The organism is Streptomyces sp. NPDC045967 (assembly GCF_056430495.1).
In genome coordinates this window covers 146,987-170,748 of sequence record NZ_JBWKLE010000012.1, presented here as the reverse complement: position 1 = coordinate 170,748, position 23,762 = coordinate 146,987, and the positions used below count along the sequence as shown (strand labels likewise).

Annotated in this window: 31 protein-coding genes and 1 pseudogene; 15 read left to right on the top strand and 17 right to left on the bottom strand. The window is 70.3% G+C overall.

Annotation, left to right across the window (positions count from 1 at the left end):
• Position 1 precedes the first annotated feature (1 nt).
• The 3 genes from AC07FY_RS22980 to rpsR are packed head-to-tail and all read left to right on the top strand — an operon-like array spanning position 2 to position 1,681.
• Positions 2-247 (top strand): type B 50S ribosomal protein L31, encoded by a 246-nt coding sequence (locus tag AC07FY_RS22980; protein ID WP_479009023.1) that lies wholly within the window; start codon positions 2-4, stop codon positions 245-247.
• Complete coding sequence (locus AC07FY_RS22975) at positions 247-1,398, top strand: CobW family GTP-binding protein (RefSeq protein WP_479009021.1); 1,152 nt, start codon at positions 247-249, stop codon at positions 1,396-1,398. Before AC07FY_RS22980 ends, AC07FY_RS22975 begins: the two co-directional genes overlap by 1 nt.
• A gap of 46 nt (positions 1,399-1,444) precedes the next feature.
• A complete protein-coding gene (gene rpsR, locus AC07FY_RS22970) occupies positions 1,445-1,681 on the top strand; it encodes a 30S ribosomal protein S18 (RefSeq protein WP_479009019.1) in 237 nt (78 codons plus the stop codon).
• Between the two features lie 135 nt (positions 1,682-1,816).
• Here the strand turns inward: rpsR and AC07FY_RS22965 are convergent, their stop codons facing one another.
• Together AC07FY_RS22965 and AC07FY_RS22960 are read right to left on the bottom strand one after the other, a co-directional pair.
• Positions 1,817-2,041 (bottom strand): hypothetical protein, encoded by a 225-nt coding sequence (locus tag AC07FY_RS22965; protein ID WP_479009093.1) that lies wholly within the window; start codon positions 2,039-2,041, stop codon positions 1,817-1,819.
• Positions 2,042-2,179: 138 nt separating this feature from the next.
• Positions 2,180-2,359 (bottom strand): annotated as a pseudogene (locus AC07FY_RS22960) (TetR/AcrR family transcriptional regulator); the annotation flags it as partial.
• Positions 2,360-2,461: 102 nt separating this feature from the next.
• Here AC07FY_RS22960 and AC07FY_RS22955 point away from each other — a divergent pair.
• Positions 2,462-3,625, top strand: a complete 1,164-nt coding sequence (locus AC07FY_RS22955) for a serine hydrolase domain-containing protein (RefSeq protein WP_479009017.1) — start codon at positions 2,462-2,464, stop codon at positions 3,623-3,625.
• A gap of 437 nt (positions 3,626-4,062) precedes the next feature.
• Positions 4,063-4,647: a TIGR03086 family metal-binding protein gene (locus tag AC07FY_RS22950; protein WP_479009015.1), complete on the top strand. Its 585-nt coding sequence runs from the start codon at positions 4,063-4,065 to the stop codon at positions 4,645-4,647.
• Between the two features lie 19 nt (positions 4,648-4,666).
• Here the strand turns inward: AC07FY_RS22950 and AC07FY_RS22945 are convergent, their stop codons facing one another.
• Entirely contained in the window at positions 4,667-5,131 is a 465-nt protein-coding gene (locus AC07FY_RS22945; RefSeq protein ID WP_479009013.1) for a DUF4383 domain-containing protein, read from the bottom strand.
• Between the two features lie 266 nt (positions 5,132-5,397).
• Here AC07FY_RS22945 and AC07FY_RS22940 point away from each other — a divergent pair, with 266 nt between their 5' ends.
• A complete protein-coding gene (locus AC07FY_RS22940; protein WP_479009012.1) occupies positions 5,398-5,856 on the top strand; it encodes an STAS domain-containing protein in 459 nt (152 codons plus the stop codon).
• 693 nt (positions 5,857-6,549) lie between these two features.
• Positions 6,550-7,011, top strand: coding sequence for an STAS domain-containing protein (locus AC07FY_RS22935; protein ID WP_479009010.1), 462 nt, complete (start codon positions 6,550-6,552; stop codon positions 7,009-7,011).
• Between the two features lie 20 nt (positions 7,012-7,031).
• Here AC07FY_RS22935 and AC07FY_RS22930 read toward each other — a convergent pair whose 3' ends face one another.
• On the bottom strand, positions 7,032-7,370 hold the full coding sequence (locus AC07FY_RS22930; protein WP_479009008.1) for a hypothetical protein: 339 nt from the start codon (positions 7,368-7,370) through the stop codon (positions 7,032-7,034).
• Positions 7,371-7,382: 12 nt separating this feature from the next.
• Positions 7,383-9,122: an aa3-type cytochrome oxidase subunit I gene (gene ctaD, locus AC07FY_RS22925; RefSeq protein WP_479009006.1), complete on the bottom strand. Its 1,740-nt coding sequence runs from the start codon at positions 9,120-9,122 to the stop codon at positions 7,383-7,385.
• Between the two features lie 296 nt (positions 9,123-9,418).
• Here ctaD and AC07FY_RS22920 point away from each other — a divergent pair, with 296 nt between their 5' ends.
• From AC07FY_RS22920 to AC07FY_RS22910, 3 genes are all read left to right on the top strand, one after another.
• Positions 9,419-9,892 (top strand): SPW repeat domain-containing protein, encoded by a 474-nt coding sequence (locus AC07FY_RS22920; protein WP_479009004.1) that lies wholly within the window; start codon positions 9,419-9,421, stop codon positions 9,890-9,892.
• A 186-nt stretch (positions 9,893-10,078) separates the two neighbouring features.
• Positions 10,079-10,543, top strand: a complete 465-nt coding sequence (locus AC07FY_RS22915; RefSeq protein WP_479009002.1) for a DUF4142 domain-containing protein — start codon at positions 10,079-10,081, stop codon at positions 10,541-10,543.
• A 133-nt stretch (positions 10,544-10,676) separates the two neighbouring features.
• A complete protein-coding gene (locus AC07FY_RS22910) occupies positions 10,677-10,973 on the top strand; it encodes a zinc-ribbon domain-containing protein (RefSeq protein WP_479009000.1) in 297 nt (98 codons plus the stop codon).
• 118 nt (positions 10,974-11,091) lie between these two features.
• Here AC07FY_RS22910 and AC07FY_RS22905 read toward each other — a convergent pair whose 3' ends face one another.
• From AC07FY_RS22905 to AC07FY_RS22880, 6 genes are all read right to left on the bottom strand, one after another.
• The gene (locus AC07FY_RS22905; protein WP_479008998.1) at positions 11,092-11,493 is read right to left on the bottom strand and encodes a hypothetical protein; all 402 of its coding nucleotides are present in this window, start codon (positions 11,491-11,493) and stop codon (positions 11,092-11,094) included.
• A 104-nt stretch (positions 11,494-11,597) separates the two neighbouring features.
• Positions 11,598-12,599 (bottom strand): ArsR/SmtB family transcription factor, encoded by a 1,002-nt coding sequence (locus AC07FY_RS22900; protein ID WP_479008996.1) that lies wholly within the window; start codon positions 12,597-12,599, stop codon positions 11,598-11,600.
• A gap of 245 nt (positions 12,600-12,844) precedes the next feature.
• Positions 12,845-13,228 (bottom strand): VOC family protein, encoded by a 384-nt coding sequence (locus AC07FY_RS22895; RefSeq protein ID WP_479008994.1) that lies wholly within the window; start codon positions 13,226-13,228, stop codon positions 12,845-12,847.
• A 132-nt stretch (positions 13,229-13,360) separates the two neighbouring features.
• A complete protein-coding gene (locus AC07FY_RS22890) occupies positions 13,361-13,822 on the bottom strand; it encodes an LIC_13387 family protein (protein ID WP_479008992.1) in 462 nt (153 codons plus the stop codon).
• A gap of 324 nt (positions 13,823-14,146) precedes the next feature.
• Positions 14,147-14,686: a 2'-5' RNA ligase family protein gene (locus tag AC07FY_RS22885; protein ID WP_479008990.1), complete on the bottom strand. Its 540-nt coding sequence runs from the start codon at positions 14,684-14,686 to the stop codon at positions 14,147-14,149.
• A 473-nt stretch (positions 14,687-15,159) separates the two neighbouring features.
• The gene (locus AC07FY_RS22880) at positions 15,160-15,756 is read right to left on the bottom strand and encodes a hypothetical protein (protein WP_479008989.1); all 597 of its coding nucleotides are present in this window, start codon (positions 15,754-15,756) and stop codon (positions 15,160-15,162) included.
• Between the two features lie 251 nt (positions 15,757-16,007).
• Between AC07FY_RS22880 and AC07FY_RS22875 the strand changes: the two genes are divergently transcribed.
• On the top strand, positions 16,008-16,376 hold the full coding sequence (locus AC07FY_RS22875; protein WP_479008987.1) for a VOC family protein: 369 nt from the start codon (positions 16,008-16,010) through the stop codon (positions 16,374-16,376).
• Positions 16,377-16,424: 48 nt separating this feature from the next.
• Here the strand turns inward: AC07FY_RS22875 and AC07FY_RS22870 are convergent, their stop codons facing one another.
• The 5 genes from AC07FY_RS22870 to AC07FY_RS22850 form a co-directional block, all read right to left on the bottom strand.
• On the bottom strand, positions 16,425-16,949 hold the full coding sequence (locus AC07FY_RS22870; RefSeq protein WP_479008985.1) for a cupin domain-containing protein: 525 nt from the start codon (positions 16,947-16,949) through the stop codon (positions 16,425-16,427).
• 110 nt (positions 16,950-17,059) lie between these two features.
• Positions 17,060-17,560, bottom strand: coding sequence for an N-acetyltransferase family protein (locus AC07FY_RS22865; RefSeq protein WP_479008981.1), 501 nt, complete (start codon positions 17,558-17,560; stop codon positions 17,060-17,062).
• A 648-nt stretch (positions 17,561-18,208) separates the two neighbouring features.
• Positions 18,209-19,204: an AraC-like ligand-binding domain-containing protein gene (locus AC07FY_RS22860; protein ID WP_479008979.1), complete on the bottom strand. Its 996-nt coding sequence runs from the start codon at positions 19,202-19,204 to the stop codon at positions 18,209-18,211.
• Positions 19,205-19,541: 337 nt separating this feature from the next.
• Positions 19,542-20,483, bottom strand: coding sequence for an AEC family transporter (locus AC07FY_RS22855; protein WP_479008977.1), 942 nt, complete (start codon positions 20,481-20,483; stop codon positions 19,542-19,544).
• 139 nt (positions 20,484-20,622) lie between these two features.
• Entirely contained in the window at positions 20,623-20,838 is a 216-nt protein-coding gene (locus AC07FY_RS22850; protein ID WP_479008975.1) for an aminotransferase class IV, read from the bottom strand.
• Positions 20,839-20,911: 73 nt separating this feature from the next.
• Between AC07FY_RS22850 and AC07FY_RS22845 the strand changes: the two genes are divergently transcribed.
• Positions 20,912-21,322 carry an ATP-binding protein gene (locus AC07FY_RS22845; protein WP_479008973.1) on the top strand — a complete coding sequence of 137 codons (411 nt, stop codon included), beginning with the start codon at positions 20,912-20,914 and terminating at the stop codon, positions 21,320-21,322.
• A 144-nt stretch (positions 21,323-21,466) separates the two neighbouring features.
• Here AC07FY_RS22845 and AC07FY_RS22840 read toward each other — a convergent pair whose 3' ends face one another.
• A complete protein-coding gene (locus AC07FY_RS22840) occupies positions 21,467-22,228 on the bottom strand; it encodes a dienelactone hydrolase family protein (protein WP_479008971.1) in 762 nt (253 codons plus the stop codon).
• Positions 22,229-22,420: 192 nt separating this feature from the next.
• Here AC07FY_RS22840 and AC07FY_RS22835 point away from each other — a divergent pair, with 192 nt between their 5' ends.
• The 3 genes from AC07FY_RS22835 to AC07FY_RS22825 all read left to right on the top strand — a co-directional run bounded on the left by AC07FY_RS22835 (position 22,421) and on the right by AC07FY_RS22825 (position 23,762).
• Positions 22,421-22,729: a hypothetical protein gene (locus tag AC07FY_RS22835; protein ID WP_479008970.1), complete on the top strand. Its 309-nt coding sequence runs from the start codon at positions 22,421-22,423 to the stop codon at positions 22,727-22,729.
• 194 nt (positions 22,730-22,923) lie between these two features.
• Positions 22,924-23,229: a cupin domain-containing protein gene (locus AC07FY_RS22830; RefSeq protein ID WP_479008968.1), complete on the top strand. Its 306-nt coding sequence runs from the start codon at positions 22,924-22,926 to the stop codon at positions 23,227-23,229.
• A 257-nt stretch (positions 23,230-23,486) separates the two neighbouring features.
• A complete protein-coding gene (locus AC07FY_RS22825) occupies positions 23,487-23,762 on the top strand; it encodes a hypothetical protein (RefSeq protein WP_479008966.1) in 276 nt (91 codons plus the stop codon).

The following is a 23,762-nucleotide window of genomic DNA, read 5'->3' as shown; positions in this document are numbered from 1 at the left end:
CGTGAAGCCCGGCATCCATCCTGCCTACGGGCCCGTCGTCTTCCGCGACTCCGCCTCCGGCACCGCGTTCCTCACCCGCTCCACGATGACCAGCGACAAAACCATCGTCTGGGAGGACGGCCACACCTACCCGCTCGTCGACGTCGAGATCTCTTCCGCGAGCCATCCCTTCTACACGGGCACCGCACGCGTCCTCGACACCGCGGGCCGTGTCGAACGCTTCGAGCGCCGCTACGGAGCCCGCTGATGGGGCACGACCGCAGACTCCCCGTGGCGATCGTCGCCGGACTCCACTCCGCCGCCCGCCACGAGGTCGTCGAACACCTCCTGCGCGGCGTCCCGGGAAGCGTCGCGCTCCACCACGACCTCGCATCAGGCCCGCAGGGCACGGTCCAGCGCCGGATCCGCGACGCTGCCGGACCCGTCTCCAGCGACGAGACGCCGCTGGTGAACGACTGCGCCTGCTGCGCACTGCGCGAGGATCTCGTCCCGGAGTTGCAGCGCCTGGCCGACGGCGGCCTGACCCGGCTCGCCGTCGTCGAGCTGTGGGACTCGGTCGAGCCGAAGGCCATGGCCGAGGCCGTAGCCGGACACGGGGGAGACCGCATGCGCGTTGCGAGCGTGATCACCGCCGTGGACCCCGCACTCGTCCTCCCGTATCTCGCCAACGGCGACGACCTGGCCGAAGCGGGACTCGCCGCCGCCCCCACCGACCAGCGCACCGTCGGTGACACCTGGGCCCGTCAGCTGGAGTACGCGCCCGTCCTGGCCGTGGTCGACAGCGGCGACGCCGACGACGAGGACCGAGCCCTGCTCGCCCAACTGCACCCGACGGCACGGAGGGTGCCGGCGGCCTCCGCCGAACTCGCCCGGGCCGCTCTGGCCGGCTTCGACGTCGAGGCCGCGGCCGCCGCGCAGCACCCGGCGTGCGCGCTCCTGCCGCAGGACGCCGACGAGGCCGGCGTCACCACCTTCGTATGGCACCGGCGGCGCCCCTTCCACCCCGAACGGCTCTACCAGGCCCTCGAAGACCTGTGCTGCGCCGCCGCGCGCAGCCGCGGCCGGTTCTGGCTCGCCGACCGCCCGGACACGCTGCTCGCCTGGGAGGCGGCCGGCGGAGCGCTGTGCGTGGAGAGCGCCGGACCGTGGCTGGCCTCGCTGCCTGACGCGGCCTGGGAAATGGTGTCGCCCGTGCGCCGGGCGGCAGCGGCGCTCGACTGGGACCCCGCGCACGGCGACTGCTGCCAGCACCTGGTCTTCACCTCACCCGGCCTGGACCGGGACGGGCTGGAACACCTCCTCGACTCCTGCCTGCTGACCGACGCGGAGTTCGCGTCGGGGCCGGAGGCGTGGAAGGACCTGCCCGCCGCCTTCGACGCCCTCCTCGACTCCGTCTGACCACCCGCGCACGAACCGCACGCCGCACTGACCAGGAGAAGCCGCCATGGCCCGACGCACCGAGCTCCGCAAGCCCGCCACCTCCCGCCCCAACCCGCTGGACACGGCCGGGATCACGTACATCGACTACAAGGACACCGACCTGCTCCGGAAGTTCGTCTCCGACCGCGGCAAGATCCGCAGCCGCCGCGTCACCAGGGTGACGGCCCAGCAGCAGCGGGCCCTCGCCACCGCCGTCAAGAACGCCCGCGAGATGGCCCTTCTGCCGTACGCGACCCGCTGACCGCATGCGGGGCTCGGGCCGGGACGGCGAAGCGCCGCCCCGGCCCGAACCCGAGCGGGCCGAGCCTCGCGCATGCTCGGCAGGGCCCGGACGAGCCCACCGGGACGCATCAGCGGGGGCCTCGTAGGCCCGAGGTCAGATGTCGGCGGTCCAGATGCCGGGGCCGCCGCCTTCCCAGCGGATCGGCCCGTCCACGGTGAGGTCCACGCCTTCCAGGCCCGCGCGGCGCAGGAACTCCGCCACGTCGGAGGGGGCGTACGCGCGGCCGAGGTCGGCGTCCACGCCCAGCGCGTGCACGGTCACTTTCCGCCCGCCCTTCGGGGAGACGGGGTGGACGACGATCTCCGTGTGGTCAGGCATGCGTCCAGCCTGCGGCCGGCCGGCCCGCGGGGCACCCTGGAGCCTGCCGTTCGGAGGGCGGCCCGGACGCCGCCGATCCCGCGGGCCAGGCGCCACTTTGACGACAGGACCCAGGCCCTGCGGTGCCAGAACGTGGTGGAGCAGTGCGCCGTAGCGGGCGACCAGTGTGTCGCGGTCCGTGGCGAGCAGGGCCTCGTCCCGGGTGAACCGGAGGGAGTACAGCAGCCCTGCCGTGACGGAGGCCGCGAGTTGTGCGCGGAGCCCGGCGCCGGGCCCGCCGAGGTGCCGGGGCGGGGCGGAGCCGGGGGTTAGCCCCACGTGCAGCGGGGCGGCCAGCAGGATCGCCCCGCGCAGCCGGAGCCGGGAATGCTGGGACCGGCGGTGACCGCTGGTTCTCGACGTTTCCCCGGAGGTTGGTTCATGAGTGAGCGAGCAAGGCACACGTCCGTACGCTTCGGATGGCGGCGGGGCGGCCGAGGCGCAGCCGTGCCGGCCGCGGCCGCGCTGGCCGTCGGCGTCCTGACGCTGGGTGTCCTGGGCCCTCCCGAGGCGTCTGCCGCGGCCGGGCCGGATACCATCCGCCAGGGCCTGCACGCCTTGGTCGAGTCCGACGGCGTGCCCGCCGCACTCGCGAGCGTCACCAACCCCCGAGGCCACACCCGCACCTACACCGCCGGGGTCGGCGACCTGGCCACCGGCGCCAAGGTCCCCAAGGACGGTCAAGTGCGGATCGGCAGCAACACCAAGGCGTTCACTTCGGTGCTCGTGCTGCACCTGGTCGGCGAGGGAAAGATCGGCCTCGACACCCCCATCGACACCTACCTGCGGGGTCTGGTCCGCGGCGAGGGGATCGACGGACGCCACATCACCGTCCGCCAGCTCCTGCAGCACACGAGCGGACTGCCCGACTACGTCAAGTACCTCGACGACGAGCCCCGTTCCTACACCCCACGCCAGCTGCTCGACCGCGCCCTGGCGCACCAGGGGGAGTTCGAACCCGGGAAGAAATGGGCGTACAGCAATACGAACTACGTGCTGGCGGGCATGCTCATCGAGGAGGTCACGAAGCACTCCTACGCCGAGGAACTCGACCGGCGCATCATCAAGCGCATCGGTCTGCGCCACACATACCTCCCCGCCCCCGGTGACTCGACCATCCGCGAGGCCCACCCCAAGGGCTACGACCGGGACGCGGCCGGCCTCCCGCTGGACGTCACGGAACTCGACCCCTCCTGGGGCTGGTCGGCAGGCCAGCTGATCTCGACCAACTCCGATCTCGACCGCTTCTATCGCGCGCTCCTGGACGGCGACCTTCTCTCGGAGGCCCAGCTCGCCCAGATGCGGACCACCGTTCCCGCCGCGTACTTCGGTCCCGGTGCCCGCTACGGCCTCGGGCTGGTCAGCAAGCCGCTGTCGTGCGGCGGGGTCTACTGGGGCCACGGCGGCAGCACGACGGGATACGAGACACGGGGCGGCGCCACCGACGGCGGCCGCGCCGCCAATGTCGCGGTGACCACCCAACCGACCGACAAGGCCGTCATGGAGCACGTCGACCGCGTCGTGGACGAGGCTCTGTGCCGCTGACCAGCCAACTCACGTTGCGAACTTGGGGGCACGTCCTCGACGGATCCCCCTCGCCCGGGCGCTGAGGGTGGTGCCGCACGCAAGGAGGATGGGGGGACCGGCCCTCGGAATGCCGCCGCTCCGATCCCCCGGCCCGCGGCACACTGGGGTGGTGAACCACCGGCCTCGCCACGGCCGTCGGGGCCCGCCAGAACTGGCCGGATCCCTGCCGCGAGGCGGTCCTGGCACTGCGCCGCCATCCGGAGCCCGAGGTCCGGGAGACGGCGTACGCCATCGTCCTCGACGGCGCCTGATGCGTGCCGCTTGATGACTTCGGCGCTCCCGCTCGCGCTCAACTCCGCTGTGACATAAGCGAACCGCATGACGCGAGCTCGTGGTCCTGCCATGGTGTGTGTGTCCAACCCTTGATCGAGACAGGTGGCACCGTGAGTACACCCATGAACTGGCACGTTCTCGCCGAGGCCCACGAAGCCCTGCTGACCGCCGTCCGCGGCGTCGCGCCCGCCGCCTGGGACCGGGCCACCCCGTGCGGCGAGTGGAACGCCCTCCAGGTGCTGCAGCATGCGGCCGGCGACCAGCTCGGCTATGCCGCGTTCCTCGGAGAGGGCACCGGCCCTGCCGAGGACCCGTTCGCGCCGTCGGGGAAGCTGGACGACGAACCGCTGGCGGTGGCGCAGGCGGCAGTGCGCGCGGCCGCTGCCGCGTGGTCACGCGTGCCCGTGGACCAGGCGGAGGTCCCCGTCCCCCTCCCGCCGCACACGATGCCCGCAGCCCTGGGAGTGAGCGCCTGCGCCCTTGACGCCGCCGTGCACGCCTGGGACATCGCCGTCGCCACCGGGCAGCCCTCGCCGCTGACCCCGCACCTTGCGACCGAACTGCTCGCGGCGGCGCGGCAGTTCGTCGAGCCGCTGCGCCCCTTCGCCTTCGCACCGGTGGTGTCGGCGGAACCCGGGGACGACGTGGTGGCCGAGTTGCTGAAGTACCTGGGGCGGCGCCCCGACCAGGCGGCGCGCCCCGCGTAGAGCCCCACCCGCGAGGCCCTCAGGACCGGTGCCTCACACCGCCCGCCGTACGGCGGGTCAGCGCCACACCGAGGGCGATCATGCCGAGGCCCAGAACGAAGTGAAGCCAGTTGTCGGCCGTGTTGACCGGCACGAAGTTGGCCGCGCTGTCGTGGTCGATGATCAGCCCGTACAGCCACAGCACCAGGTAGAGGACCCCTCCGCCGATGAGGTAGGCGCGGGCCGCCGAGGCGGTGCGGGCCATGGCGAGGCCGGCCACTCCGAAGAGCAGGTGGACGATGTTGTGCAGGACGGACACCTGGAAGACGCCCAGCAGTTTCGCTTCGGAGTGGTGCCCGGCGAAGGAGAGCGTGTCGTAGTCCGTGGTGACGCCCGGTATGAACCCCAGGATGCCGACCAGCAAGAAGATGGCGCCCACGGCGAGAGCCGCCTGCTGTACAGGGGTCCGGCGGGAGGTGACGCCGGTGTGGTGGTGGGATGACATGTCAACCGCCTCGGAGCTGGAGTGTTCGGCGCTTGCAGCTCGCCTCGAACCGGCGGCTACCCATCTCCACCCCGTTCATGGCTCGCCCGTCCAGGCCGTGAGCCGCCGGGGCCGGCCTGCATGCGTTGTCGCACGTCAGGGCGGTACGGGGGCACGTACGGCTTGAGCTTGCAGAGGACCTGAGAGGTGCGCGACCATCGATATGGCCCTTGCAGCCGGATGCGGAGGGCGGGCTGGAGCCGCCGATCACGGCGAGGTGAGTCGAGATGGGTTTCCGGATGGTGGTCAGGCGCTACGGGCCGACGGCGCACCTCTCCCCGGCCGGTGAGTTCGACATGGAGACGCGTGAGGGTCTCGAAGGGGCCCTGGCCGGCTTGGACGGTATCGCCGTCGTGGCGTGCGACATGCGGCATGTGACGTTCGTCGATGTCGTGGGCCTGCGGACCTTGCTCGAATTCGTGCGTGGCCTCGACGGTCGCGGCGTGGCGTTCTTCGCCTACAACTGGCAGCGCCAAACCCGACGGCTCCTGGACCTCGTCGACGGCCTGTATCCGCCCGCTGATCTGCAGGGCACCCCCCGCTGTGCGCCGACCCGGGCGCTGCGTCGCTCCTTGCGGGACTCGGCCGCGGCCCACCGCGCGAGCGGACCCGCCCGGGCCCGGCGGAAAGCGGCCCGGAACGACGCGGGGGCAGCGACCGCCCCACCGCCGGTGCGCAGGCCCTGACATCCCGTGGTCGCGACCTCCGCGGTCGCCGGGTCGGGCTTCCGGTAGCCCGGCCGGTTTCCCGGTAGCCGGTCGGCGACGGCCGGGCCGGCCCACCTCGCATCACCGAGCGGGTTTGCCCACCCCTTCTGCCCTCTGTTGCGCGGGATGCAGGACGATCTGCGGGGCGAGGGTGCGGTGGACCAGCGCGTGGGCGGTGTCGGCGGGCCGGCCTCCGGATGCGGTGCTGCGGGGGTCCGGTTGATCACCGAGCGCGGGCTGACGTCGGCGAGCGCCTGCACCAGCGCATGTCCGCAGAGGGCAGCGGGCGCGTGTGGCCGGTGAGGATGTTGAGGGCGCCGACGACCTGCCCACCGACGCGGAGGGGCAGCGCGTGGGCGCCGGCCGCGCCGGCCCGGGTGGCCAGGGGCACCAAGGAGGGCCACCGCTCAGCGTGTGCGGCAAGGCCATGGCCCGGGTGCTGCACCAGGAAGCCGACGGCGTCTGTTTGGCCCGCCGCAGGTGCCACCCCTGCCGCCCGCATTGATGCCGGGGAACCCCCGCATCGCTCGTCGCCGCCACGACTGGGCCGGTCGGCGGCGTGTGGCCGGAACGGAGACAGGGTCCCGACCCGGCTGAGATCGTTCACGGATACTCCCCATGGCGCGGGGTAAGGCGGGAGGGGAGGGCTCAGAAACGTCGGAGGTGCCCGCCATGGCCTGCTTCTTCGAGATCACCGTCGAGCACATCGGCACCAGCGTGCTGATCCTGCCGTGCGGGGAAATCGACCTCAGCGCCGAAGGCGACCTCCGTCGTGTGGTTGAGAACCTGCCGGCGTGTGAAGCCGTCGTCCTCGACATGAGCGGTGTCTCCTTCATGGACGTCGCAGGGCTCCACTTCCTCCTGGGCCTGCACCACCACGCACGCCGCACCGGCGCCGCGCTCCTCACCATCGGATGGCAGCGCCAGCCACGGCACCTCCTCGGCCTGGCCGCAGCAGGGGAAGCCGAGCCTGCCGAGCTGTGGGGCGGGCAAGCCGAACCCCATGCGGTCGAGGTGTCCCACGTCCGCGCCGGTGTCCGGGCCCGCGCCGCGCTCGCCCGCCTCATCGGCGCCGCACGCACCGCTCCGAAGCCCCACCGCGTCACGGCGAAGGGGGAACGAGGGAGCGGTTGACCACAGCGCGGGGCTCCGGTTCAGAGTCGGCAGAAGAGGACGAGCACGGCCGTCCAGAGTCCGAACCCCGTCACCACCAAGCCGGTGATGCGGCTGCGCAGGTGCTCGTAGCGGTGTGAGTACTCGGCTTTGAGTTCCTCGGCGCGGACCACGGTGGCGGCGAGCATCTCCTTGCGCAGGCGCAGGTGGTGCTGAGCGAAACGCTCGGAGATCTCGTCCCGTTCACCGGAGCCCAGCCAGGTCAGGGCGCGGGCGAAAGCATCGCCCTCGTCCTTGGCCTCTCGTAGCGCTGCCTGGCTCATCAGGTATCCCTCGATCCGGGCGAGCCCGGCCGACGCTTCCTCGGAGCGTTCGCTCATCAGCCGGCCCGGCTACTTGGCCTGGTCGGGGTCCTGGCCGGACACGGCGCCGCGGGGTGCGGAGGCCTTGTCCTGGTCGATGACGTCCCGCTTGTGGTCGTCCGCGTAGTCCAAGGCGGCGATCTCGGGGTGATGCAGGTCGAAGGCGGGCGACTCCGAACGGACCCGGGGCAGGGTGACGAAATTGTGCCGCGGAGGCGGGCAGGAAGTGGCCCATTCCAGGGACCGGCCGAATCCCCACGGGTCGTCGACCTCGACGCGGGGCGCGAACTTGGCGGTTTTCCACACGTTGTAGAAGAACGGAAGCGTCGAAAGACCGAGGAGGAACGAACCGATCGATGACACCGTGTTCAGTGCGGTGAACCCGTCAGCGTCCAGGTAGTCGGCGTAGCGGCGCGGCATTCCTTCGGCACCCAGCCAGTGCTGTACCAGGAAGGTGGCGTGAAAGCCGATGAACAAGGTCCAGAAATGGACCTTCCCGAGGCGTTCGTCGAGCATGGTGCCGGTCATCTTCGGCCACCAGAAGTAGAAACCGGCGAACATCGCGAAGACGACCGTGCCGAACACCACGTAGTGGAAGTGGGCGACGACGAAATAGCTGTCGGTGACGTGGAAGTCCATCGGGGGCGACGCCAGGATGATTCCGGTCAGGCCGCCGAAGAGGAAGGTGACGAGGAATCCGATGGCCCAGAGCATGGGTGTTTCGAACGAAATGGATCCCTTCCACATCGTGCCGATCCAGTTGAAGAACTTCACGCCGGTCGGGACGGCGATCAGGAACGTCATGAAGGAGAAGAAGGGCAGCAGCACCGCCCCGGTGGCGAACATGTGATGCGCCCACACGGTCAGCGACAAGCCGGCGATGGCCACGGTCGCGCCGATCAGACCGAGGTATCCGAAGACCGGCTTGCGGGAGAACACGGGGAAGATCTCGGTCACGATGCCGAAGAAGGGCAGCGCGATGATGTAGACCTCGGGGTGCCCGAAGAACCAGAAGAGGTGCTGCCACAGGAGCGCACCGCCGTTCTCCGGGTCGAAGACCTGGGCTCCGAACTTCCGGTCGGCCTCCAGTACCAGCAGCGCCGCTGCAAGGACCGGGAAGGCGAAGAGCACCAGCACCGAGGTGAGCAGGATGTTCCAGGTGAAGATCGGCATCCGGAACATCGTCATGCCGGGCATGCGCATGCAGATGATCGTGGTGACGAAATTGACCGAACCCAGGATCGTGCCGAAACCCGAAAGGGCCAGCCCCATGATCCACATATCGCCGCCGATGGACGGGGTACGCGTTGAATTGCTCAGCGGCGTATAGGCGGTCCAGCCGAAGTCGGCGGTGCCGTTCGGGGTGAGCACGCTGGCCACGACGATCAGGCCGCCGAACAGGAAGAGCCAGAACGACAGCATGTTCAGCCGCGGGAACGCCACATCCGGTGCACCGATCTGCAACGGCATGATCGCGTTGGCGAAACCCGCGAAGGTCGGCGTTGCGAAGAACAGCAGCATGATCGTGCCGTGCAGGGTGAAGATCTGGTTGTACTGCTCGTTGGAGACGATCTGCATGCCCGGCCGCGCCAGTTCCGCTCGCAGCAGCAGTGCCAGTACGCCGCCGATGATGAAGAAGCCGAACGACGCGATCAGGTAGAGGTGCCCGATCTTCTTGTGGTCCGTGGTGGTGAGCCAGGAGACCAGCACGGACCCCCACGAGCGACCCCGTACCGGGATCGGCGTGACGGGCTCGGTCGACGTCGCCATGGGCGATTCCTTTGCATCGGTTCAGACGGGCAGATCACACGGGCGGACGCGCGAGTACCCGCCGCCGCAAGCCTTACGCGCGGTTTACAGGTGTACTACGGAACGTGACGGCGAGCCATACGGCAGGCGCGCTGTGACCCGATTGGCTCACTCATCGTGATCGGCCGATCGAGTGGGTTTCCTGCGTTCGCTCGACAGGAGCCGGGCCGGTTTCGCAGGCGGCGCTTCAAGCTCGGGCTGCCCCGGCAGGATGTTCCTTCCCGGTCCGGGTAGGCCATCGTCAGGAGGTTGACGCTATGGCCATCTACCACTCCCACTCCCACGCGCCTTCCCGCTCCCACCACGCCGCGGTTCCACCGGCGCAGGCACACGCCTTCCGGCAGGGCGTCCACGATCAGGTGATCGGGCTGATCATGCTCGCCGCCTCCGCCGCCCTGTGGATCTTTCCGATGGCGACCCATGACGGAGCGAAGGACGCACAGATCAACGAGGCGGTGATCGGGGGCTTCCTGCTGTTCGTGGTCGGCCTGCGGATCTACCGGGGCAGCGGCTGGCGCTCCGACGCGGTCATCGGCCTGGCGGGCCTGTGGATGATCGTTTCTCCGTTCGTTCTGGGGCTCCAGAAGACCGCTGTGGACAACGGCAATCTCGTCCTCGACATCGCCGTCGGCTCCGTACTCCTGGCGTGCTCGCTGGTCTCGTTGCTGATCATCCGCACCGACCGCCGAGCCGAGACCGTACGCCGTCCCGGAACCGAGACCCGCCGCTGAGGGTGTTTGGCCCCGAGGTGGGTGGACAGGCGCCGGGCGAGACGGCCGCGTCGTGACCGGCTTCTCTCCGGAAGCCACGGCGGGCGCGGCCATGCGGAGCAAGGAGGAGCAATGATGCGCAGCAGCAGATGGTTGACCGCAGCGGTGCTTGCCGCAGCCTTGACGGGTGCCGGTGCGTCTTCGGTCGTGGCGGCTCCGACGCCGGGCAGCTCGGACGCCGAGTACGTCCGTACGGCGCACCAGGGCAACCTGGCGGAGATCGCCGCCGGCCAGGATGCGCAGAAGAACGCCGAGGGAACCTGTGTGAAGGACGCGGGAGCCGCCCTGGTGCGTGACCACACCAAGCTCGACGCGGATCTCACCGCGCTGGCCAAGGAGGGCAACGTGACGTTGCCCGACGCCGCCACGCAGGAGCAGCAGACCGTACTGGCCGACATCAAGGCGAAGGCGGGCACTGCCGCCTACGACCAGGCATGGCTGGCCGCGCAAGAGGACGCCCACACCAAGACGCTGGCCCGGATAGACGAGCAGATCAGCCGTGGCGCGGACGCCGAGACGACGGCAGCGGCCCAGAAGGCCCGCCCGATCGTGGCCATGCACCTGGAAATGGTGCGTGGCGGCACCTGCCACCCCATGCCTCCGAGCAGCTGATCCCGAGGACGAGCCCGGCTACGGTGAGGAGGCGGGCGGCGACCGTGTAGCCGCCGCCCGCCTCATGGCGAAGAGGGGTCTCGGCCGGCGTCTTCCGCCGGGCGGTGGGCTCGCATACGGGAAGGGCCGACTCATGATCATCTTTGGCACCAAGCTGTACCTGTACCAGCTCGCGATACTGACCTTGACCTGCCGTCACTGCGGTAACGCCGCCGCGCACACGCTCAGGAAGCGCGTCAGCAAGTTCACGCTGTTCTTCGTGCCGCTGTTCCCCGTCTCGACGAACTATGCAACACAGTGCACGTTCTGCGGCATGGAGCAGGAGGTGCCCAAGGAGTGGGCCGCACAGTTGCAGGTCCAAGCGGCAGGCGGCGCTCCCGGGGAAGCGCACGGCCAGTCGCGGCAGTCGTACCGGCACCCCGGAGCCTGATGGATCACCGATGCTGCCGCCGGGACCCGGTACGGACGATCCGGTCGGGCGCCTGTCCTGGGACCGGCACCCCCGTCAACCGATGGCGTTGTCACCACGCGGCCGGTCGCCCGGACCGTCAGGGCCGGTAGTACCGGGTGCACTTGAGCGGGTTCGCGTCCGCGTCGTCCAGGCAGACGATGACAGACGCGGCCCCACCGGGGACATCCGCGGGGATTCCGACATTGATGGGGTACGTCACGTCGCACTTGGTGCTGGTGCTCCTGGCGGCGAGCAGGTTGCCGGAGGCTCCGTATGTGCCGAACCACGCCCTGCGACAGCCAACGGCCCGGAGTACGCCATCGAAACCGACCCCCCGGTTGTACCAGGTCAGGGTGCCGCGGATGTAGCTGGCGCCGTACGTCACGTCGACAGGGTTGGTGGGGTAGGCGGTGGTCTGCGCGCTGGCGGCGGGAGCTCCCAGTAACGCGCCCGCGGCCAGCACGACCGAACCGAGCGCGGCGGCGAGAGGGGTCTTCATACGATCTCCAGGGTGGGATGAGCCGGTTGCGGCTTCACATCCTGGACGGGTCGGCCGCCCGCGGCCCACCTCTTAAGCCACGGCTTAAAGGGGGGCGGGCAGCCTCACGGTTCCCCCAGGACACCGGTCCGCAGCAAGGCCAGCCCCAAGGGGGTGATGGAGTGCAGCACGGACCCGCCTCGGCGGCTGGTGGTGATGAGGCCCGTGTTCCGCAGCACTGTCGCGTGCTGACTTGCCGCCGCGGCCGTGACGTTGAGGCGGCGGGCCAGCTCGCTCGTCGTGCAGCCTTCTGCCGTCAGGTGCAGGACGCCGGCGCGCGTCCGGCCGAGGAGGGATGCCAGGTTCCGCATGGCGGAGCCGTCCGCTTCCATCGACCCGGAGCCGGTCAGCGGCCTGCGCAGAGCCGGTACGGTCAGTCGGGGTGGCTGCGCGGTATCGAGCGGGTTCCACAGGAGGCTCACCGCGTGCTCGGAGAAGACCGTGGGCGTGATGATCAGCCCCCTTCCCTGGAGACGCACCTCGACCGAGCGCGGGTAGGGAGCTTCGAGCACCGGTGGACGCCAGCGGACCAGCGGTGCGCAGACCGAACGCAGCAGCAGATCGATGCCTCCCTCCAGCATCAGGTTCGCGCAACGGGTCGACAGCGCGACCAGTTCGGACCGCCCCCGATCCCAGTAGGGCTCCACGGTCAGCCGATGGCAGGCCCGCACGGCCCCGGCGAGCTCCCGCCGGGCTTCGCGGTCACCCTCGGACACCCGCCTGGCCCAGGACAGGTGTCCGGGGTGGAACTCGAGCCCCTCGAACTCCCGTCGCAGCCGGGACACCGGAGTGTGCAGCAGATTGTCCAAGGCGTGGTCCAGCGAGGGGACATCGCCCATCAGGGCCAGCAGATCGAGCCCGGGTCCGCGCAGGGGCACCAGGGACGTCAGGGGGCGCGTGTCCGCTCCCATCTGGCCCACGATTGCCGACCGCCACGAACGGAAGTGCGGAAGCCCGCGGTTGTCCCTCAGGAGCTCCAGGCTGTAGTAGACCTCGGCTGCGACGCCGATTGTTGCGGCCACCCGTGTCCTGGCGAGGTCTTCCGCCGTGAAGTGAATACGTAACACCGACCGGCCTCCTGCCGCCGAAGTGGGGCGCCTTGGCGCATCCCCAGCATCCTCCAACTCACAAGCGCAGCAAGGCGGGTTCCGGCCTCGTCATGGCGGTGGTGGGCCATGGCGCCGCGCCATGGCCGCAGACGTACGACAGGATCCCGGACCGCTACGAGAAACCGTCCTCGTAGCAGTGATCGGCGAGCGGTTGGGAGGCCGGGAAGAGCGGCCGCACGACATCGGCGGGGTGGCGCACGGCGTCACGAGCCCGTCGTGGTTCGATCGGACTCGCTCCGGAGAACGCAGAATTCGTTGCCTTCCGGATCGGCAAGGACGGCCCAGCCCGAACCGTCGGGATTCCGGTGATCGGCGACCAAGGCGGCACCGAGGCCGATCAGCCGTTCCACCTCCTCGTCCCGCGAGGTCTCCGGGCGCAAGCACAGGTGGAGCCGGTTCTTGATCGTCTTGGCCTCGGGCACCTGATTGAAGTACAGCACTGGGCCCTCCGCCAGCAGTACCTGGGTCTCCCGAGCACCCGGCCTGTCCTCTGGATGGAGCGGACGACCCGTCACCCCGCTCCAGAACCTGGCCAACTCGTAGGCATCCGCACAGTCAATCGCCACGTTCTGCAATACCGAAACCATGCGCGTGAGCTTGCCCGAACTGCACACCGAACGCCACCGAGCCGCCCTCGCCCGCACCCGCAGCCCAGACGCATGGCAGCTTCTTCGACGCGCGCCTCCAGGTCTGTTCTTCGAACTTCGGGTTGAGGTGGGTCAGGGCTTCGCCGCCCGGTAGGTGGACAAGGCGAAGGCGCAACTGGTCATGCCGAGGACGATGATGGGCGGAGCGGGCAGGAAGACCAGGGCTATCGCCAAGGTGACGAGCGAGGCGGCCAGGTGTATCCAGCCGAACGCGCCGCGGTGCTGGACCAGTGTCGGGCAGTGCCGAACGGCAGTGAGGGCAAGGAGCCCGCATGCGATGGCGAACAGGGCCATGGCGAGGCTCATGCCGTGAACGATCTCGAAGGTACTGCGCTCAAGGCCGAGCAGCGTCATGGTCGACGCTCGCATGGCCGCTGATGACGCCTGCTGCTGTGCGGTCGGCTCGCTGAGTTCCCCAACGGCTGTGAGGGCGAGATGGCCCGCACCCAGCAGGATGAAACCGGCGGCACCCCATGTGAAGGGGCGTACGGGATCGGGTTGGTGGCTCGGGACGGGTTTCGGTGTTGCACTCACGGGGGCTCCTTCGCGCATCTGACCTCTACAGGTGTAGAGGTCGAGGGGAACTCTACACCTGTAGAGCCATGGTGGGTGTCCCGGGTGAGGTGTCACGCGGTGCCGCTGTCGGGTCGAAGGGGTACGGGCCGGCCGCGGACCTCCTCGGTGAGGGAGGTCTGACCCGTACGGGCGTGCGTTGAGGCGGGCCGGCTTGCCGCAGGCCCGAGCCCTGGGGGAGGTGCGCCGACGCCCGTCGTGGAACTTGCTCCGTTGGCGACGGATCCGGCGGGAGCAATCCGCTGCCCCGACGGGCATCCGACCGGGCCGGGCGCATGGCCTGCCTCAGTCACCGAGTGCGAACGAAGCCCGTTCTTGCCATCTCACACCGCCGTGGACCATCAGTTCGACGGAGGTGACGCGAGACGTGAACGGGAGTCCGGAAGCGAGGTCGACCTCGATCCGGGTCAGGACGGCATCGTCCTGACCTTGGGCCACGGACAGGTGCGGCACGATCTCGGCGAACCGGCCGCCGTACGGCGGAGCCTCGGGCCAGCGGTCGACGATCGCCTCTGTGAGCTGCCGCAAGTGCACGTCAGGGTCGGGGGCCAGGTACAGCACTTCCGGGAGGCGGCCGGTTTTCTCGAACCGCAGGTCAAAGGCCGGGTGGTCGCCCAGCACGTCGGCGAGAGCGGAGTGGACGCGCGCATCCATTCGGTCTTCCGCGAGGAACGGGAAGAGCACGGTGACGTGTGCCGGGACCCCGGCCCGAGCTGAGGGGTCAAGCTGTTCGCGCCACGTGCGGACCGCCGACTCCGCTTCCGGAATCCGAACGATGAGCCCCGTCTGGCCTGCCAGGAATGTCGTCGTGCTGTCATGAGCCATGACATCGCATGGTGACATCTCCGGGTGAACGGCACGGCTTCTTTTTCGTGGAACGACGCCGAGGACCGCCCAATCCACCCGACCCGCCTCCCGGTCGGCCGCGAGGAACGCAAGGGCCGGGCCGGGCGGGCACCGTCCGTCGATTCACCGCGTCCCCCCGGCGCGAAGCGCTTGAGCGTGGTGTAGGCGATCTGGGCGAAGCGGCCGTTCCCGTGGGGGGCTCAGTTGGACAGGGCCGCAAGTGCGGTTCGGTATCGGGGCTGCAGGTGCCGAAAACGCGACTGTGGTGACGGACGATGACAGATGTCACCGTCCGTCACCAAGGCGGACCCATAGGATCGCGGTCGGCTGTCACCCGTCCTTACGCCACCGAGCACCTCGAACGGGTTCGAGAGTTCACTCGGAAGCCGCCGCCCGAGAACACGTGGGGGCACGCTGGGTGCGCGTCACGGGCGGTGCACGGTGACGGCAGGTCAGTGGGAGAAGTGCCAGTCGCCCGGCGACGGCATATGGGGGGCCACGCTCCGGTAGCGCTGCCACATGCCGTGGGCCTGCTCGCTGGGACGCTGCTGCTCCCCGTGCAGGGCGTTGAGGACCAGCAGGCCCCCGGTCAGGGCAGGTACAACCCACTGGATGCGGGCCAGCTGCTGTTCGGCCTGCTTGAGGTCGATGGAGGAGCGGTCGGCCTGCTCGCGGTCCTGAGGGTTGTCGGAGGAAGCCTGCTCGATCTTCTTGCCGAGCATCCGGGCGTACGCGGTCGCGGCCAGGGCCGCGCCGGTCAGGACCGTCTTGGCCAGTGTGGACGCGGCCACTCCGCTCTGCGTGGCTACACGGGCGGCATTGGCGCCGAGCAGGCCACCGGACCCGACCAGGTGGAGGCCGATCGCCGCGGCGCTGACCGGCGTCCACTTCGCCCACCCCGAGCTGGCGATCCGCGCCCCCTCCTCCCAGCTGGGGCCTTGCTCCTTCGCAGCACCGTTGAGGCCGACGGCGCCCATCAAAGAGCCACCGAACCAGGCGGCCAGCCCCACGTCGTGCAGGCTGCGTAGGACGGTATTGCGTTCGGACATGCGGGTCCCCTTCGCGGGCGCGGTGGTGGAAGCACCAACTGCTGTCGGCGCTGCCCACACCGTCGCGCGCCCTGCCCGGCGCCGCCATTTCGACTGGTCCGAACGGCCCGCCGTCAGCCCCGCCACCGCCCAAAAGCGCCTCGGCCATGACTCTGGGCTGCCGGTGTGGCCACGCAGTGGGGTGACGGCCGATGAGTTCACCGCCCTCGAACGGTCTACCCGGTGACACGACCGTTCTGTCAAGGAGTGACATGTCCACCATCCAGCCAGTGATCTTGACCGCCGACCAGGATGTCCTGCGCCGCTTCTACACGGAACTGTTCGGCGCCGAGGAGATCTTCCGGGTACCGGAGGAGGGGCCGGCCTTCTACCTCGGCTTGCGCATCGGTGACACCGACCTCGGGCTGGTGACCAAGGCGGCTGAGGGGACCGGGGCGGCACCGCGGATCCTGCTCAGCATCGCTGTGGACGACGTCGATGCGCTGCTCGACCGGGTGACGGCGCTCGGCGGCTCGCTCAGTGGCGGCCCCACCGACATGCCGTGGGGACAGCGCGTCGCCCACATCCAGGACCCCGACGGCAACCCGGTGAACCTCACCCAGCCGATCCGGACTCGGTGACGGCCTTCCGGGTGCCTGCGCCGGCCGGGGGCGGCCACGGGAGGCCGGTTACGCCGGGGGAGTGGCCGCTGCGTCCGGCCGGGTGGGTCGGCAGTAGCGCTGGATGAGCTCGGCATGCGCCGGGAAGCGGGTGACGAGGTCGTCGGGGTGCCCCAGGGTCATGTCGGCGTAGTCGAAGCCGGGCGCGACGGCTTCGCTGATCAGGGCGTGGTCTCCTGCCGTGAGGTGGGAGGCCTTCCAGACGCCTCCCGCTACAGCCAGGGTCAGGACGTGTCCTCGGCGGGGGTCCGGCCCGAGGACGGCGGTGGAGTGGCAGCCGTCGGGGTGGATCAGGTGGTAGGTGACCGGCTCGCCGTGGTGGTGGAAGTGCAGGATGTCGGACCGGTTCAGGTGCCAGTGGCCGACCGGCGACCAGTGCGTGAGCAGGTAGTGGATGGAGGTGAGGGTGTAGCGGTCGCCGTCTGGCGTGCGGATCCGGGGGCGGTGGTCCGCTTGGAAGGTCCGGCGGAAGTACCCGCCCTCCACATGGGCTTCCAGGCCGAGGGCGTCGATCCACTGGTGTGCGGTGAGCACGGCGTCCGTCCTCCTGCAGCCGATGTGAGGGTTCCTTCTGATGCCCGCGTGCGGGGCGGGCGGCGTACGCCGGGGCGGGATTCGCTCCGGTTGCGTTCAGGTCCGGTCCATCACCGGCAGGGACGTTCGTACTCGACTTGCTCGAGGAAGTTCCCCTCGCCGAAGTCGCAGCTTCGTGCCGCGCCGCTCGCCCGGAAGCCGGACTTCGCGTAGAAGCGCCGGGACTGGGCGGTGTCCCGCAGGGTCCACAAGTGCACCTGGGCGAACCCTTCGGCGCGCAGGTGCCGCAAGGTCTCGGCCATCAGGGCGGCGGCGACACCGCTGCCCCAGCCATCGGGATGGTTGTAGAAACTGAGGATCTCGGCCATCCCCGGCCGCGTGGTGGACGGTGCGAACGAGGACAGCGCCAGTGGCCTGCCCTCCCACTCGGCGACCAGAATCACCGGGGTCTCCAGGGCGACCCTGTCGTGCCACCGGGTGCGTCGGCTCGCGACCTGGCGGGCGGCGAAGTCCGCCTCGAAGAAGGGTGCGTACGACTGCTCCCAGGCGGCAGCGTGAATCTCGCCCAGGACCGTCCCGTCCGCGACGCCGGCACGACGACATTGGATCATTCATTCACCCTACCCAAAGGGCGTGTACCGAGGGCGCGTTCGCGAGCGCCAACCGTGCGTCACGTCACCCGGCACCACGTCACGCCGGCGTCACGTGACGGCACGTACCGCACGGTGGTGGGGGCTCGCACGAAGGGCCGCCGCGTCTGCGCACCATGCGGCCTCCGCAGCGGCCCACCACCACATCGGCCGTACCGGGCCGCTCACTCCCCCGCGGAGCGCGGCACGATCTGGCCGTCCGAGGTGCGGCCCCTGGATCCAGGGCTCGGTTGCGCCCTGATCCGCGTGCTGGTGGAAGATCTCTCCGCGCAGGTCCTCCAGCCGGAGCACGGGTGGTGAGCGGTGTTGCCCAGCCCGTCCACCGTGCACACCGTGATCCGGTGGTTCATGTTCTGCACGTCCTGCCTCAGTGCGCTTCGGACGCCACCACCAGAGCGATCACAGGTGCGGCGAGCAGCGCCGACATGGACAGCGGTCAGGATTTCAATGTAAGGACCCCTCAGTTCACGGCGGTTGATGGGCGCGCGGTCCCACCGTCGGCTCCGCAGTGGTTCGTCCGTGTGCCCCGCGTGTCCGCGTGTTCTCCATCATGTGCGCGGAACCCGCTCGTGTCGTTGGCCTGGAGTCCACTGCCACTTGGATCTGCGTCTACTCACGCCCGGAAAGTTCCTGGCGGCGGTATCCCGAGGGCGATACGCCGTAGGTGGTGCGAAAGGCGCGGCTGAAGTCGGCCGGTCTGCACATGCCCCAGCGGCTGGCGATGCTGTGCACCGGGGTGGCGCGCAGCGCGGGGTCGGCCAGGTCTCGGCGGGCGCCTTCCAGGCGTTGGCTGCGGATCCAGGCTGCGACCGTCTCGCTCTCGCCCTGGCGGTGGTTCTGGAAGAGGCGGTGGAGGTAGCTGAGGGAGATGTGGTGCGCGGCGGCGATCACGGGCGGGGTCAGTCCCGGATCATGGAGGTTCTGCCGGACGAAAGCGCGTATCCGGGTGGTCAGGGTTCTCTCGCGGGTCTCCGGGGGCAACGCGTTCTCGGAGTCGAGGACGTGGGCGAACCAGGCCAGCAGCAGGTCGAGCAGACCGGTGCCCAAGCGCGGTACGTCGGAGGGTTGGAGGGAGTCGGCCTGCTGGTGCAGGCCGGTGAGGAAGCCCGTCAGGAGGGCGCCCACCCCCTCCCTTCCCGACAGCCGCCTGGCCAGCACGTCCGCGACCCGGTCCGGCGGTATGGGCAGCAGCGTCTTGGAGAACTCCACGCCCACGCCGGTGACCACGCGACTGTCCCCGGCGACCGGCGGACCGACGTCGTACGGCTGCGAGGTGTCGACCACGTACAGGTCCTGCGGACCGTGCCGGTCGGCCCGGCCCGCCTGCTCGACCCCCAGTTCACCGCCGAGGACCAGGGACACGTGGTAGAACTCCGGGTCGGACTGCCGCACCATCCGTGCGCCCCGCAGGAACCGCATCGGCCTGAACGACGCCGGCCACACCGTCACCGGCCCCAACTCCAGGAGCCGTTGCTCCGCCCAGAAATCGGCCGCGAACTCACTGCTCATCTCGCTGGGCGCGTGCGTGCGGCCCACCAGTTCCCGCCAGTACTCGAACCGGTCCTCCGCCGATACGTCCGTACTGCGGAACACTGTCCCGATCATCGCTCCCCATCCCGTTCACCTGGGCTTCACGCTGCCCGGCCACACTCTGGCAGGAGGGTGGTGCTGCCGTCGACGTGCAGCGGTGCGGAGCGAGCCGGTGCCCGGCGACCGAGGGTCGGTCCCACCACTTCCGTCCTCGATTCCGTGAGCTCGCGGCTCGTCCTCACGGAGACGGCCCCCGACCACGAACACGCGCGGCGGCGCCGAGAGGCCCTCGTGCTCGGCGACCGTGTTGGTCCACTGGGTGTCACCGCCGAAGGCGGGCGTCCGGGGCGTCAACCCGCCCAGCCTGTCCATGCTGCGGGCCGAGCGCCGGTGTCGGAAGGGCTCAGGCCGGTCAGGCCACCAGCTGTATCCACAGCGGCAGCAGGAGCAGCGCGACGACCGAGCTCTTGATGACGAGGGAAGCCGACATGTCGACTCCGACGTCGTAGCGCTGGGCGAAGATGAACAGGTTCTGCGGCGCGGGCATCGCCGCGATCAGGACGAGGTAGCTCAGCCACTCGCCCTCCACCCCGAAGACGTAGTGGCACACCGCGAAGGTGATCACCGGCAGCGCCAGGCACTTGAACCCGATGATCCCGACCTCCTCGAGGGAGGTGCCCCGGATCTTCAGGCCACTCCCGCCCAGGTGCAGGCCGAGGGCGAACAGGGCGACGGGTGAGGCGCTGTCGCCGACGAAGGCGAAGCCGTCGAGCACGACCTCGGGGACCGTGACCGGCAGCAGGTTCAGCACGATGCCCGCGTTGCAGGCGATCACGACAGGGGTCGTCAGCGAGGCGACGACCGCCGATCCGAGCCGCCGCGCCGGACTCCCGACCCGGTCCGGCCGGCCCAGCTCCATGATCGAGATGATGATCAGGGACAACACGCAGACCTGGAACAGCAGCACCGGGAAGATCGGTGCCGCGTTCCCGAACAGCATGATGAACACCGGCACCGCGAAGTAGGCCGTGTTCACCTGGACGGCTGCCATGATGCGCAGCGCCACCCCCCGGGGATCGCGTACGCCCAGGGCCCAGCTCAGCACTCCGACCAGCGCGGCCGCGGCGCACGCCGCGGCCGCGTAGCCGCCGATGGCCCGCCAGTCGAACAGGGCCCCCAGGTCGCTGCGGTAGATGTTCCCGAAGAGGAAGCAGGGCACGGCGAAGAGGAACGCGTAGTCCGCGAAGGCCTTGGAGCTCTCGGCCGGCACCACCTTCCGCCGCGCCAGAACGACCCCGCAGCCGAACGCCAGCACCACCGGTGCGAGTTTTTCCAGAGCATCAACGGCTCCCATGCACGTGCCCTTGCTGTTGCGGCACCCGAGGGGGCCTGATTCCCTGTCGCGACGGCTCGCTACCGGACCCGACCGCCGGGTGCGCGCAGCTGGGCGCACCCCCGGACCGGCTCCCGGCAGCCCGCGACGATCCTGCGTGTCACCGCGTTGCCCGCGACGTCGTAGTGATGATCATCGAGGGGCTGACGGGGAGGATCTCACACGCGGTCCCGCACAGGAACGCGCCGTCGGCCTCGCCCGCGAACGCCGGGGGCAGATCGGCGACCACGCACTCGATCCCCTCCCGCTCCGCGAGCGCCGGCCCGCACGCCCGGGTGATCCCGTCGATGGTGCACCGGCTGGTCGGGGTGTACACAGGTGGACCCGTATCGGCGGTGCGGGCGGGTAGGGGCCGGTCGAGGACCTTCACGACTCTCCTGGAGGAGTGGATGACGCTGCCCCTCCACCGGCATCTGGACCTGCTGCCCGACACCGCGGCCGCGGCGGCCGCCCGTGACGCGGCACTGCTCCTTCTCCAAGAGGCCGCCGACGGGGGGCAGCCCGTGCCGGGCGCCGTGGCGGACGTCATCGTGCTGATCACCAGCGAGCTCGTCACCAACGCGATCCGCCACACGGGCGGCCCCTGCACCCTTGATCTGCTGCTGGACGATCACGGGATCGACATCGACGTGACCGACTCCAGCCCCGTCCCGCCCCGCACGCGCGCACCCCACACCGACGGAGCCGGCGGATGGGGCTGGATCCTGGTCCGCGACCTGGCCGAGGACACGGCCGTCCGCCCCACACCCCAGGGCGGCAAAACCGTCCACGCCAGAGTGGCACGCGGCCCCGAGCCGTGACGGCCACCCGCCTGGCTCAGCCGGGATGCCTGGCCCGACGACTGATCGAGCCGAGGCGGCATGTCAGGTGGGGCGCGGGGCGACCGGGCCCGGACTCGCGGGCGAGTGAGACGCGTTGCGCCCGGTCCCACGCCGGCCTCCCGTTCACGGGCGGTCAGTTCCTGCAGCCGCATCCGGGCCGTCCTCCGTCACGGGCAGGCACTCGGTGAGCAGGTCGACGACGTCGCGCCAGGCCCGTTGTGCGTGTCGTGGGTGGTGGCCGACGCCGGGAAGCACGGTATGGCCGACCGGCGGATGGTGGAAGGCGTGCAAGGCACCGCCGTAGACCACGAGACGCCAGTCGACGCCCGCGGCCTGCATCTCGGCAGTGAACGCCTCCCGTTGCGCGGGCGGCATGATCGGGTCCTCCGACCCGACACCGGCCCACACCGGGCAGCGGATGCGCGCCGCCTCGCCCGGCCGGCCCGTGATCAGGCCGTTGACCGTACCGATCGCGCGCAGGTCGACGCCGTCGCGCCCCAGCTCCAGCCCGATGGCGCCCCCGGTGCCGTAGCCGACGACGGCGATCCGATCGGGGTCGGTCCGCGGCTCGGCGCGCACCACGTCGAGCGCAGCATGGCCGATGTCCCGCATCCGGTCGGGTGAAGCGAGCAGCGGTATGCAGCGTGCGAGCATCTCCTCGGGGTCGGTGAAGACGCGCCCGCCGTGGATGTCGAAGGCCAGCGCCACGTACCCCAACTCGGCGAGGGCGTCGGCTCGGCGGCGCTCGACTTCGCTGAGCCCGAGGCCCTCGGGCCCCAGCAGGACCGCGGGCCGTCGCTCGAGACCGGCCGGGAGCGCGAGGTACCCGCTCATGGTCAGACCGTCCGCCGGGTACTCCACCGTCCGCGTCGTCACTGTCGTCATGTGAGGGACGATAGGGGGCGCCGAGTCCCGTCAGTGCGGCGTTCTGCCGCCGGCAGAACCGCGCGGTTGCGGTCTGCGGTGCGGCGATGCGCGCGTCCTGGCAGTCATCGCCCCACGGGGCGGGTGTGCCGCCGGAGGGACCGTTCGGTGAGGTGACCGACGGGGCACGGCTCGGGATGTCAGTCTTGCAGGATGAGCGAATCCAGTGAGCAGCCGCGTCCCCCAACGGATGAGCAGGTCGTCGAGCGACTCGTGCCGGTGTGGCTTCGTGAGGCGAAGTCGCACGAGGCGTCGGCTGCCCGAGAAGCCGAACGGGATTGGGAGGACGGTCGCCTGTCGCCGGCGGCCGCCCGGGAACTGGCCGACTGGGTCACGGCTCGGGTCACGGAGACGGCGTTCAACGAGGATGAGGGCCCGACTCCATCCGGCCCCGCGCACATCACCGTCTCCGACAAGTCCGCCGTCCACCGTTGGCTCACCACGCAGGGCCACGACCTCTGAAGGAACCTCCACGCCGCCACCTACGGGGCACGGTACAAGCGTGGCGTGATGAGCGGGACCTTCGTGACGGCGGCAGGTTTTGCCAAACGGTCCACCAACGGTCGTCGCTGCTCGGATAGCTTCCGGGCATCCGCTGAATGTGACGGGCGGGCTGCTCGGGCCGTGGTGCGAGCAGCTCGCGGGGGAGGCATGTGATGGGTCCGATCAACGTCGTGGACACGGCGGCCGCGCTGTCGGCTGCCTGGAGTTCCCGCACCGTGGGGCAGGTGGGGGCGGCCTGCGTGAAAGTCCTGCGCATGGACGGCAGAGCGGTCCAGGAAGAGGCGCACGGGGCTGCTGAGGTCCTGCTGGTGCTCGACGGGCAGCTCGAACTGCAGGTGGAGGGGGCCGAAGTCACCGTGCGGGCGGGCGAGATGTACCGGATACCGGCCGGTGCGCGACATGCTGTCCGCCCCGGCAGCCGCGGCACCTTGATGATCGTGGAGGAACCCGGGACGTGAGGGCGTCCAGGCGGCCCTGAGAGCGGCCACGGCGGCCTCGGGGTCACGCCGCGGTCCTGGGCGCGGCCGGGGATGCCGTCACCGCACAGCGGGCATATGGTCGCCCCATGGGTGACGGCCGGTGCGACGGGTGCGGCGCTCGGATTCCGGAGCCCGGCAGGGCGGCCTGCCGGCGCTGTGGCCGGGCGGCCCATCGCCAGGCGGCGTGGCGCGTACGGCGCAGGTGGCAGCAGGCCGCCTCGGCGCGGCAGGCGACGGTGGCAGCCGGTGCCGCCCCGATCGGACGCGTCCAAGACCTCCACACCGAGGCGCAGCACGGCCCGTCACCCGCACTCGCCCGCGTCAGCCACAGCGCGGTGGTGGCAACGCTGCCGGAGCCGGCCGGACAGCTGGTGCACCTGGAGGTGAGGGTGGACCGGGAGGACGGTGCCGGCTGGGCGCGGATCGGTGCCGGCCTGGCTATCGGCGCGGAGGCGGCCCCCAGCCGCTACGGGCGCGCCCGGCTGTCGCCCGCCGCCGCCCGAGGAGGGTAG

Excerpts from the sequence above, each read along its gene's own strand:
- AC07FY_RS22875 (WP_479008987.1), top strand. The coding sequence starts at position 16,008 with ATGTCCACCATCCAGCCAGTGATCTTGACCGCCGACCAGGATGTCCTG.
- AC07FY_RS22940 (WP_479009012.1), top strand. The coding sequence starts at position 5,398 with ATGGGTTTCCGGATGGTGGTCAGGCGCTACGGGCCGACGGCGCACCTC.
- AC07FY_RS22965 (WP_479009093.1), bottom strand. The coding sequence starts at position 2,041 with ATGCCTGACCACACGGAGATCGTCGTCCACCCCGTCTCCCCGAAGGGC.
- AC07FY_RS22840 (WP_479008971.1), bottom strand. The coding sequence starts at position 22,228 with ATGACGACAGTGACGACGCGGACGGTGGAGTACCCGGCGGACGGTCTG.
- AC07FY_RS22885 (WP_479008990.1), bottom strand. The coding sequence starts at position 14,686 with ATGGCTCATGACAGCACGACGACATTCCTGGCAGGCCAGACGGGGCTC.
- AC07FY_RS22950 (WP_479009015.1), top strand. The coding sequence starts at position 4,063 with ATGAACTGGCACGTTCTCGCCGAGGCCCACGAAGCCCTGCTGACCGCC.
- AC07FY_RS22920 (WP_479009004.1), top strand. The coding sequence starts at position 9,419 with ATGGCCATCTACCACTCCCACTCCCACGCGCCTTCCCGCTCCCACCAC.
- AC07FY_RS22945 (WP_479009013.1), bottom strand. The coding sequence starts at position 5,131 with ATGTCATCCCACCACCACACCGGCGTCACCTCCCGCCGGACCCCTGTA.
- AC07FY_RS22930 (WP_479009008.1), bottom strand. The coding sequence starts at position 7,370 with ATGAGCGAACGCTCCGAGGAAGCGTCGGCCGGGCTCGCCCGGATCGAG.
- AC07FY_RS22880 (WP_479008989.1), bottom strand. The coding sequence starts at position 15,756 with ATGTCCGAACGCAATACCGTCCTACGCAGCCTGCACGACGTGGGGCTG.
- AC07FY_RS22830 (WP_479008968.1), top strand. The coding sequence starts at position 22,924 with ATGGGTCCGATCAACGTCGTGGACACGGCGGCCGCGCTGTCGGCTGCC.
- AC07FY_RS22860 (WP_479008979.1), bottom strand. The coding sequence starts at position 19,204 with ATGATCGGGACAGTGTTCCGCAGTACGGACGTATCGGCGGAGGACCGG.
- AC07FY_RS22955 (WP_479009017.1), top strand. The coding sequence starts at position 2,462 with ATGAGTGAGCGAGCAAGGCACACGTCCGTACGCTTCGGATGGCGGCGG.
- AC07FY_RS22895 (WP_479008994.1), bottom strand. The coding sequence starts at position 13,228 with ATGGTTTCGGTATTGCAGAACGTGGCGATTGACTGTGCGGATGCCTAC.
- AC07FY_RS22935 (WP_479009010.1), top strand. The coding sequence starts at position 6,550 with ATGGCCTGCTTCTTCGAGATCACCGTCGAGCACATCGGCACCAGCGTG.
- AC07FY_RS22905 (WP_479008998.1), bottom strand. The coding sequence starts at position 11,493 with ATGAAGACCCCTCTCGCCGCCGCGCTCGGTTCGGTCGTGCTGGCCGCG.
- AC07FY_RS22845 (WP_479008973.1), top strand. The coding sequence starts at position 20,912 with ATGACGCTGCCCCTCCACCGGCATCTGGACCTGCTGCCCGACACCGCG.
- ctaD (WP_479009006.1), bottom strand. The coding sequence starts at position 9,122 with ATGGCGACGTCGACCGAGCCCGTCACGCCGATCCCGGTACGGGGTCGC.
- rpsR (WP_479009019.1), top strand. The coding sequence starts at position 1,445 with ATGGCCCGACGCACCGAGCTCCGCAAGCCCGCCACCTCCCGCCCCAAC.
- AC07FY_RS22975 (WP_479009021.1), top strand. The coding sequence starts at position 247 with ATGGGGCACGACCGCAGACTCCCCGTGGCGATCGTCGCCGGACTCCAC.
- AC07FY_RS22865 (WP_479008981.1), bottom strand. The coding sequence starts at position 17,560 with ATGATCCAATGTCGTCGTGCCGGCGTCGCGGACGGGACGGTCCTGGGC.
- AC07FY_RS22835 (WP_479008970.1), top strand. The coding sequence starts at position 22,421 with ATGAGCGAATCCAGTGAGCAGCCGCGTCCCCCAACGGATGAGCAGGTC.
- AC07FY_RS22910 (WP_479009000.1), top strand. The coding sequence starts at position 10,677 with ATGATCATCTTTGGCACCAAGCTGTACCTGTACCAGCTCGCGATACTG.
- AC07FY_RS22855 (WP_479008977.1), bottom strand. The coding sequence starts at position 20,483 with ATGGGAGCCGTTGATGCTCTGGAAAAACTCGCACCGGTGGTGCTGGCG.